We start from the raw sequence: 8,796 nt of genomic DNA, 5'->3' as shown, positions 1-8,796 counted from the left end.
ACTCGGCTCTGTTGCAGTTGCGCCGACTCGGCTCTGTGCTGAGCTGACGCGCTGAGCGCGTCAGCTCGGGTCTACGCCGTGCTCGTTGAGAGCGCTGTCGGGGTCGACGGCGTCACCACCACCGGGGCGGACCTCGAGGTGGAGGTGGTTGCCCGTGGAGTTACCGGTCGAGCCGACGTAGCCGATGGTCTCGCCGGGGGAGACGGTCTGGCCGACCTCGACACCGAAGTCGCTCTGGTGGCAGTACCACAGCTCCGTACCGTCATCCATCGTGATCACGGTCTTGTTGCCGTAGGCACCGTCCCAGCCGGTCGAGGTGACCGTGCCGCGGGAGACCGCGTGGATCGGGGTGCCGTAGGAGGTGGCGAAGTCGAGACCGGTGTGGGTGCTGGACCAGTTGGCACCGGAGGAGCCGAAGGTGCCGGTGATCCGGTAGGTGCCCGCCGCGATCGGGAGCTCCCACATGTTGGACTTGAGGAACTTGTCCTGCTTGTCGGCCTGGACGTCGATGCCCTGGAGTGCCTTCTCGCGGTCGCTCGCCGCGGTGTCGGCCTCGGAGCGCTCGTCGTTGCGGCTCACTGTCGCCTTGCGGTCGCCGACCGCGACCATCTCGCTGTCGCCACCGAGCGCCGTGGCGCCGACGAGACGTACGTCGTCAGCGGCGACCATGGTCGGGCCGCCGGTCAGCGCGATGCCGCCGATGGCAGCCGCGAGGGCGGCGGCACCAGCAGTCAGCGGGACCGTCGGGCGACCTCCGGCGGCTGCGGCGGTGGCCCGACGCGTACGCGGCCGGGTAGGACCGCCGATGCCGACCATCGTGCCGGTGGTCTCGACCGCCGGGTGCTCGTTCAGCTCGGGGCGGTAGGTCGCGATCTCGCTGATGCTCGGCAGGTCGATGCTGCCGGTCTCCGCGCGGAAGTAGGCCTCGGACTGCTGCGGGCCGTAGCCCTCGGCATAGGCGTCCTGGTAGAACGCCTCGTCGGCCCGCGGCTCCTCGTAGTAGGGCGCGTCGACCGGGTAGGACTCGGCCGGGAGGTCGATCGCCATCGAGTCGAAGTCGATCTGCTCGGGCAGCGACACCGGCGGCGCCGGGAAAGAGGTCGTGTCGATCTTGAAGGAGGACGGGGGAGCGTCGTACGCCTCCTGGAACCCGCGCGGCTCCTTGGCCTCGTGCTCGACCGGGGCCTCGTAGGCGGGCACCGACGGCGCCACCGGAGGAGCGGCGATCAGCGGGGCGGAGACCGGACGGGCGCTGCGTACGGCGCGGAGCTTGCCGGTCAGCGGCGCGAAGGTGTTGGCCATCCGCAGCGGCTTCGGCGTGTGGGTCGGCTCGGGCGCCTCGAAGGTGGGCTCCGGGACGACCGACGCAGCGGGCGCCGCGGGTGCTACCGGCTCCGGACGAGCCGGCTCGGGAGGTGCGGGCGTTGCCGGAACGCCGCGAGGCGGCGTCTTGGTCGAGACCGGCTTGCTCGCCATGGACTTGAACGGCGGGCGCTTGGTCGGCTGCGTCAGGAACTTGGTGAGCTCGGAGGTCGTCATGCCCCCGACACCGAGATCCTCGAGCACGTCGGGCGTCACCTTGTCCGGGTCGATGCCCATCGAGGAGAGCAGGTCGGCCAGGACCGGGTCGATCTGGGCCGCACGGCGCTGCACGGGCACGATCGGCGTGGACGCGGGCTTCGGGGAAGCCGTCGGCGTCGGGAACTTGGCCGGGAAGGGGGAGGAGCCGCCGCCGTCGCCCTCGACGAGAGCACGAAGCTCGCCGGTCGAGATGCGGCCGTCGGTGGCCTCTTTGTCGAGGGGAGCCGCCTGGCGGAGGGACCCGACGACCGGCAGCTTGCCGGTCGGCTCGAGCACCACCCGGTTGGGCCGGGCCTTGGCGACCGGCTCCTCAGGGGTCTCAGAAATGGGGGATGGCTTCGCGGTCCCGACGGCGGGGGACGGCGCGGCGCGCCGCTTCCCGACGTAGGAGGTCGATCCGGTCGCTCGCGGTGCAGGCCTTGAAGCAGGGCTGTCGGTCGCCGGCGCTGCGCGCCGCTTCCCGACGTAGCTGTTGCTCGTGGTTGCTCCGGGGGAAGGGGTGACCGAACGCGGACTGTCACTTGTGACGTCGGCTCGGTGGTTGCCCATCAGTTCATATCTCCGCTGTTCGAGGGTTCAGACGGCGAGCCACGACTGTAACGGACCGGAAGGCGCGGTCAAGAAATGTGGCACGCCCGTGTCGCTGATTTCACCTTCGGCGACCGTGGAATCCGTCGCTGATCTGCGTAAATCCATCAGATTCGGAACTCGATTGCGGGCTCTTTATTCCACGCGAAACGCGTGTCTTCGGTCGATTTGAGCCTCTATACGGTGTCGAAACCCATCGATCCATGAACGCTGGGCCGCCGCGTACGAGGTCAAACAAGGCCCGCTGCGTAGCCCCGAGGCTCTGTTACTCGCGGTTGCCGATTTGTTGGTATATCTGCGGTGTGTCCGGCTTGGTGACCCGCTAGTGGCGTACGTCACGTCGTGGGCCCTGGGCTCGTAACCCGGCTATGACGGGGTCTAAGGTGCTGGACGGACACATCTGAAGACGTGGGCGTCGACCGCTGATCCATGCGGTACGCCGCCCCGTACCGCAACACACAGACCAGGTGGATCAGTGGATCTCATGGAGTACCAGGCGAAGAAGCTCTTCGCCAAGCACGGCGTCGCCGTGACCGAAGGTGTCGTCGTCGAGACGGCTGAGGAAGCCAGGAAGGCCGCCGAGGAGATCGGCTTCTGCGTCGTCAAGGCGCAGGTCAAGGCCGGTGGCCGTGGCAAGGCCGGGGGCGTGAAGCTGGCCAAGACCGCGGACGAGGCGTTCGAGCACGCCTCGAACATCCTCGGCATGGAGATCAAGGGCCTGAGGGTCAACCGGGTGCTGATCACGCCGGCGACCCCGCCGGTGGAGGAGTACTACTTCTCCTTCCTGCTGGACCGATCGAACCGGCAGTACCTCTGCATCGCGTCCGTCGAGGGTGGTGTGGAGATCGAGGAGGTCGCCAAGACCAACCCCGACGCCGTGAAGCAGATCGGCATCGACCCCGGCACGGGTGTCGACGAGGCCAAGGCGCGCGAGATCGCGACCGAGTGCGGCTTCCCGGAGCCGGTCTTCGAGCAGGCCGTCGCGATGATCCAGAGCCTCTACACGGTCTTCACCGAGGAGGACGCGACGCTCGTCGAGGTCAACCCGCTGGCTCGCCTCGAGGGTGACAAGCTCGAGGCGCTCGACGGCAAGGTGTCGCTGGACGACAACGCCTCCGAGTTCCGCCACGAGGACCACGAGCAGTTCGTCATCCGTGACGAGGAGGACCCGCTCGAGGCGAAGGCCAAGGACAAGGGCCTCAACTACGTCAAGCTCGACGGCCAGGTGGGCATCATCGGCAACGGCGCGGGTCTGGTCATGTCGACCCTCGACGTCGTCGCCTACGCCGGCGAGGAGCACGGCGGGGTCAAGCCCGCCAACTTCCTCGACATCGGTGGCGGCGCCAACGCGCAGGTCATGGCCGACGGTCTCGACGTCATCCTGAACGACGAGCAGGTCAAGTCCGTGTTCGTGAACGTCTTCGGCGGCATCACCGCCTGTGACGAGGTCGCCAAGGGCATCGTCGGCGCGCTCGACATCCTCGGCAACGAGGCGACCAAGCCGCTCATCGTTCGCCTGGACGGCAACAACGTGGACCTGGGTCGCCAGATCCTCCGTGAGGCCAACCACCCGCTGGTCACCATCGTCGACACCATGGACGGCGGCGCCGACAAGGCTGCCGAGCTGGCCAACGCCTGAGGTCAGGGCCAGGAAAGAGGACACAGAGAAACATGAGCATCTACCTCAACAAGGACAGCAAGATCATCGTCCAGGGCATCACCGGCGGCATGGGTGCGAAGCACACCGCCCTGATGCTCGACTCGGGCGCCCAGATCGTCGGTGGCGTCAACGCTCGCAAGGCCGGCACCAAGGTCACCCACAAGGACGCCTCCGGCGCCGACGTGGAGCTCCCGGTGTTCGGCACCGTGGCGGAGGCGATGAAGGAGACCGGCGCTGACGTGTCGGTCCTCTTCGTGCCGCCGGCGTTCACCAAGGACGCCGCCATCGAGGCCATCGACGCCGAGATGCCGCTGATCGTGATCATCACCGAGGGTGTCCCGGTGCAGGACACCGCCGAGGTGTGGTCCTACCTGCAGGGCAAGGCAACCCGGATGATCGGCCCGAACTGTCCTGGCGTGATCACGCCGGGCGAGTCGCTGGCCGGCATCACCCCGCACACGATCACGGGCAAGGGCCCGGTCGGTCTCGTCTCGAAGTCGGGCACGCTGACCTACCAGATGATGTACGAGCTGAAGGACTTCGGCTTCTCCACCGCCATCGGCATCGGCGGTGACCCCGTCATCGGCACCACCCACATCGACGCCCTCGAGGCGTTCGAGAAGGACGACGAGACCAAGGTCATCGTCATGATCGGTGAGATCGGTGGTGACGCCGAGGAGCGTGCCGCGGCCTACATCAAGGAGAACATCTCCAAGCCCGTCGTCGGTTACGTCGCCGGCTTCACCGCGCCGGAGGGCAAGACCATGGGTCACGCCGGCGCGATCGTGTCCGGCTCCGCCGGCACCGCCTCCGCGAAGAAGGAGGCCCTCGAGGCCGCCGGAGTCAAGGTGGGCAAGACCCCGTCGGAGACCGCTGCTCTCGCTCGCGAGATCCTGCAGTCCCTCTGACGTACGTCACAAGCTGAGTGCCCCGCGACCGGGATCCGGTCGCGGGGCACTTCGCCTTTTGCGGACGTCGGCTCAGACCGCGCGCAGGGCGCCCGAGCGGCGCCGCCGCATCGCGTCGATCGCCTCGGCGGTCGCCTCGTCGGCCGGTATGAGGACCTGGATCTGCTGGTTGTCGGCGGCCGGGAGCTCGAGCTCCTCGACGTCGAACCGCAGCTCGCCGGCCTCGGGATGGAGCCAGCGCCAGACGCCGCCGTGGGGCGGGTCGTGGCGGCGCAGCCGGTCGATGAACTCCGGTCCCGCCTGCTCCGACATCGCCTCGATCATCATCCGCGCGGCCGCGGGATTGGGGCCGCGGTAGAGGTTCGAGACCAAGTCGTCGGCCACCCGCGCCCAGTCGGGGAACGCCTCGCGGGCGCGCGGGTGGAGGAAGGCGTACGCGGTCACGTTGGGCTCCGCGTGGTCGAGCAGCCCGAGGGGCCGGGCGAGCATGTCGAACGTGGACGTCTGGGCGAGCAGGTCGCCGAGCCGGTTGGTGAGCACCGCGACGCCGGGCTCGAACTGCTCCACCAGTGTCCGCGCGCCGGGACGTACGTCACGACCGGAGGAGAAGGGTCCGAGGCACTCTCCGCTGGAGGCCATCGCGAGGGTGCGCAGGTGCTCGTGGGCGGCGGCGTCGAGGCGGAGCGCGTCGCCGATGGCCCGCAGCACCTGTGGTGAGGGGTGGTGGTCGCGGCCCTGCTCGATCCGGACCAGGTACTCCACGCTGATCCCGGCCAGCGTGGCCAGCTCGGACCGCCGCAGACCAGGGGCGCGTCGGCGTACGCCAAGCGGGAGACCGACGCTCTCCGGCGTGGTCTTGTCCCGGCGGTCCCTGATGAACGAGCCGAGGGCTCCCGGGTTGGCAGGCATGGCATCCAGCCTACGGCGCAGCCGGTCGGTGAGGGTGGCCCTGCCGGGGCCAGCCTGGGCTCGGTCTCCCGCCGGTTGCCGATCCCGACGAACCTGGATGCCATGAACACACCACTACGAATCGCAGTCATCACCGCCAGCGTCCGCGAAGGCCGAGGTGGTCCGATCTTCGGCTCCTGGATGGCCGAGCAGGCCGAGGCGTACGGCGGCCTCACGGTCGAGCTGATCGACCTGGCCGACCACGACATCCCGTTGTCCCTGCCCGCCGAGTCGCCGAAGGCCGCCGGCGCCGACTATCCGCGGCCCGACGGCCAGGCCGACCTGACCGACGCCCTCGATGCCGCCGAGGGCTTCATCATCGTCACGCCCGAGTACAACCACAGCTATCCGGCCTCGCTGAAGTCGGCGCTGGACTGGCACTTCACCCAGTGGCAGGCCAAGCCGGTCGCGCTGGTCTCCTACGGAGGCGACAGCGGTGGCCGTCACGCCGCGCTGCATCTGGAGAACGTGCTCACCGAGCTGCATGCCCACACGATCCAGGCGCGCCTGGCCTTTCCTCGCTACTGGGAGCGGCTCGACGAGGACGGCCGGCTGAGCGACCCGGACTCGGCCGTCTACGCCAAGGCGATGCTCACCCAGCTCGCTTGGTGGGCGCAGGCCCTACGGGTCGCGCGTGCCGACGTCCCCTACCCGGCGTGACCGGTCAGCCGCCGCAGGGGTGACACGGTGTTACATCGGGTAGCAGCGGGCTGCAGCGGGCTGCTACCCGTGCGAACACCGTGTTACCCCTGGCGCTCGTCCCCCGGGCCTCAGGCGGCGACGGGCTCCTTGGCGGGCTCCTCGTCGGCCAACAGCCCGGCCGCGGAGGCGGAGCGGTAGCGGTCGACGTCGAGGATGCCCTCGCGCTTGGCGACGATCGTCGGCACGAGCGCCTGCCCGGCGACGTTGACGGCCGTACGTCCCATGTCGAGGATGGGGTCGATCGCGAGCAGCAGGCCGACGCCGGCCAGTGGCAGGCCGAGGGTCGACAGCGTGAGCGTCAGCATCACGACGGCGCCGGTGAGGCCGGCGGTCGCGGCCGAGCCGACGACCGAGACGAAGGCGATCAGCAGGTAGTCGGTGAGGCCCAGGTCGATGCCGAAGATCTGCGCGACGAAGATCGCCGAGATCGCCGGGTAGATCGATGCGCAGCCGTCCATCTTCGTGGTCGAGCCCAGCGGGACGGCGAACGAGGCGTACTCCTGCGGGACGCCGAGGTTCTTGACCGTCACCTGCTCGGTCACCGGCATGGTGCCCACCGAGGAGCGCGAGACGAAGGCGAGCTGGATGGCCGGCCAGGCGCCGCGGAAGTAGGCGAGCGGGTTGAGACCGTTGGCCCGCAGCAGCACCGGGTAGACGACGAACAGGACCAGCGCGAGACCGACGTAGACCGCCACCGCGAACCAGGCCAGCGATCCGAGCGAGTCCCAGCCGTAGGACGCGACCGCGTTGCCGATCAGGCCAAGTGTGCCGATCGGGGCCAGTCGGATGATCCACCACAGCACCTTCTGCACGATGGCGAGGAAGGAGCGGTTGAAGGCGAGGAAGGGCTCGGCCTTCTCGCCGGTCTTGAGCGCCGCGATGCCGATGGCGAGCGCGACGACGAGCACCTGGAGCACGTTGAAGCTCAGCGCGGTCTCCGCGAGGGGGCTCCCGCCGGCCTGCTCGACGCTGGTCGACGCCTCGAGGCCGAGGAAGTTTCCGGGGATCAGGCCCTGGAGGAAGTCGAGCCACGACGCGGAAGCGCCGGCCTCGGCCGCGTCGGAGGTGCTGACCGCGGTGTTGCTCCCCGGCCGGAAGAGCAGCCCCAGCCCGATGCCGATGACGACCGAGATCGACGCGGTGATCGCGAACCACAGCAGCGTCTGGCCCGCGAGCCGGGCTGCGTTGCTGACCGTACGCAGGTTGGCGATCGAGGCGACGATGGCAGTGAAGACCAGAGGTACGACGACGGCCTTCAGCAGCGACACGAACGAGTCGCCGATCGTGGCCAGCGTCGTCGTCAGCCAGTTGGCCTCGTCGCCGGCCCCGGGGCCGATCGCTCGCGCGACCGCGCCGAGCGCGACGCCGAGGACGAGGCCCAGGATGATCTGGACCGAGAAGGACGGAAGCGGCAGCCGCCGTCTGGCGGGTGCGGTGGGGGCGGTGGACACGAGGAGCCTCTCCAGGGGTTGACGCGGTTCAGGACTCTGAACGTCCGGACCGATACGTGTCTTCCCTGCGTTCGCGCGTTGTGATCGGAGTCTCCACGCGCTAAGTCATGAAAGACGATCAATCATATTGTGTTTCATGCCCTGAGTTCGTAAGGTCTCAGCACAGATCGCTGATGCCGGCTTCTCGACCACAGGCAGGCGCTGTTCAGGTCAGCGAGATGACGCCAACCCGCGGAAACCCCGAGGCGTCGAGGAGATTCTCGATGTCATCAGGGTCGCTGGTCGCGATAACCGCTCCAGCGCTGGAGCTGAGTCCGGCGGTGGCCACAACTGTTGCGTCGACGTGGTCCGCGGACCCGCGCCCTGCCCGGGACAGGATGCGACCGACGACAGGGGCCAGCCGTTCGTCGGTCGCGACGACCTTGATGTGCCGGTTGCGGCCGAGGAACGAGCTCACCGCTGCCGCGTGGCTGGTTCGATACTGCTCGGAGAGCACTGCGGCAGTCGTTGCCAGCGGTAGCTTTCGTCGGGCGGCCTCCTGGAGGGCAGCGACCAGCACCGCGCCAGGATCCTTCCCGGGTTGCTGGAATCGCTCCTCGCCGGTGCCGACGTGGCTGCCGCCTGCCGCGATGAGTCGCGAGACCGCTTCCGAGTCGAGAACCAGGCTCACGCCGACATCCGACCAGTCTCGCCGGCTGGATCGTCAGCGCGGACCGAGTCGAAGACCGCAGCCACTGCCTCCCGCGTCTCGGGATCGGGCTCCCCATACGTATCGACGAGATCGGCAACGTACGCCGCGAGCGCGGCCTGGTCGTCACGCCGTCGCTTCTCGGCCCTGAGGACAGCGTTCACGGTCGCGGACAGCGCGGCCGGATCGCCCTCGAACTCCGCGACGAGGTCGGGGTCGAGGGTGATGGTCTTACGCACCTTGGGAGTGCTCATACCATCATCATACTCT

At 68.7% G+C, this 8,796-nt stretch carries 8 protein-coding genes; 3 read left to right on the top strand and 5 right to left on the bottom strand.

The window, feature by feature from the left end; translation table 11 throughout:
- Positions 1 to 60: 60 nt before the first annotated feature.
- A complete protein-coding gene (locus ACRDPS_RS10065) occupies positions 61 to 2,130 on the bottom strand; it encodes a peptidoglycan DD-metalloendopeptidase family protein (RefSeq protein WP_431501496.1) in 2,070 nt (689 codons plus the stop codon).
- 514 nt (positions 2,131 to 2,644) lie between these two features.
- On the opposite strand from ACRDPS_RS10065, the gene sucC reads away from it, so the two are divergent.
- Both sucC and sucD read left to right on the top strand, forming a co-directional pair.
- On the top strand, positions 2,645 to 3,808 hold the full coding sequence (gene sucC, locus ACRDPS_RS10060) for an ADP-forming succinate--CoA ligase subunit beta (protein WP_431501495.1): 1,164 nt from the start codon (positions 2,645 to 2,647) through the stop codon (positions 3,806 to 3,808).
- Positions 3,809 to 3,840: 32 nt separating this feature from the next.
- Entirely contained in the window at positions 3,841 to 4,737 is an 897-nt protein-coding gene (gene sucD, locus ACRDPS_RS10055; protein WP_431501494.1) for a succinate--CoA ligase subunit alpha, read from the top strand.
- 72 nt (positions 4,738 to 4,809) lie between these two features.
- Here the strand turns inward: sucD and ACRDPS_RS10050 are convergent, their stop codons facing one another.
- Positions 4,810 to 5,646 carry a helix-turn-helix domain-containing protein gene (locus ACRDPS_RS10050; RefSeq protein ID WP_431501493.1) on the bottom strand — a complete coding sequence of 279 codons (837 nt, stop codon included), beginning with the start codon at positions 5,644 to 5,646 and terminating at the stop codon, positions 4,810 to 4,812.
- Between the two features lie 102 nt (positions 5,647 to 5,748).
- On the opposite strand from ACRDPS_RS10050, the gene ACRDPS_RS10045 reads away from it, so the two are divergent.
- Complete coding sequence (locus ACRDPS_RS10045) at positions 5,749 to 6,345, top strand: NADPH-dependent FMN reductase (RefSeq protein ID WP_431501492.1); 597 nt, start codon at positions 5,749 to 5,751, stop codon at positions 6,343 to 6,345.
- Between the two features lie 110 nt (positions 6,346 to 6,455).
- Here the strand turns inward: ACRDPS_RS10045 and ACRDPS_RS10040 are convergent, their stop codons facing one another.
- From ACRDPS_RS10040 to ACRDPS_RS10030, 3 genes are all read right to left on the bottom strand, one after another.
- A complete protein-coding gene (locus tag ACRDPS_RS10040; RefSeq protein ID WP_431501491.1) occupies positions 6,456 to 7,838 on the bottom strand; it encodes a dicarboxylate/amino acid:cation symporter in 1,383 nt (460 codons plus the stop codon).
- 205 nt (positions 7,839 to 8,043) lie between these two features.
- Positions 8,044 to 8,508 carry a hypothetical protein gene (locus ACRDPS_RS10035; protein WP_431501490.1) on the bottom strand — a complete coding sequence of 155 codons (465 nt, stop codon included), beginning with the start codon at positions 8,506 to 8,508 and terminating at the stop codon, positions 8,044 to 8,046.
- Positions 8,505 to 8,780, bottom strand: coding sequence for a hypothetical protein (locus ACRDPS_RS10030; protein ID WP_431501489.1), 276 nt, complete (start codon positions 8,778 to 8,780; stop codon positions 8,505 to 8,507). The genes ACRDPS_RS10035 and ACRDPS_RS10030 overlap by 4 nt, the downstream gene beginning before the upstream one ends.
- Positions 8,781 to 8,796 lie beyond the last annotated feature (16 nt).

It is taken from the genome of Nocardioides sp., from assembly GCF_050699375.1.
Taxonomy (GTDB): Bacteria; Actinomycetota; Actinomycetes; order Propionibacteriales; family Nocardioidaceae; genus Nocardioides.
The sequence above is the reverse complement of the archived record's forward strand: the minus strand, read 5'-3'. Positions and strand labels throughout refer to the sequence as shown.

Excerpts from the sequence above, each read along its gene's own strand:
- ACRDPS_RS10065 (WP_431501496.1), bottom strand. The coding sequence starts at position 2,130 with ATGGGCAACCACCGAGCCGACGTCACAAGTGACAGTCCGCGTTCGGTC.
- sucD (WP_431501494.1), top strand. The coding sequence starts at position 3,841 with ATGAGCATCTACCTCAACAAGGACAGCAAGATCATCGTCCAGGGCATC.
- ACRDPS_RS10050 (WP_431501493.1), bottom strand. The coding sequence starts at position 5,646 with ATGCCTGCCAACCCGGGAGCCCTCGGCTCGTTCATCAGGGACCGCCGG.
- ACRDPS_RS10045 (WP_431501492.1), top strand. The coding sequence starts at position 5,749 with ATGAACACACCACTACGAATCGCAGTCATCACCGCCAGCGTCCGCGAA.
- ACRDPS_RS10030 (WP_431501489.1), bottom strand. The coding sequence starts at position 8,780 with ATGAGCACTCCCAAGGTGCGTAAGACCATCACCCTCGACCCCGACCTC.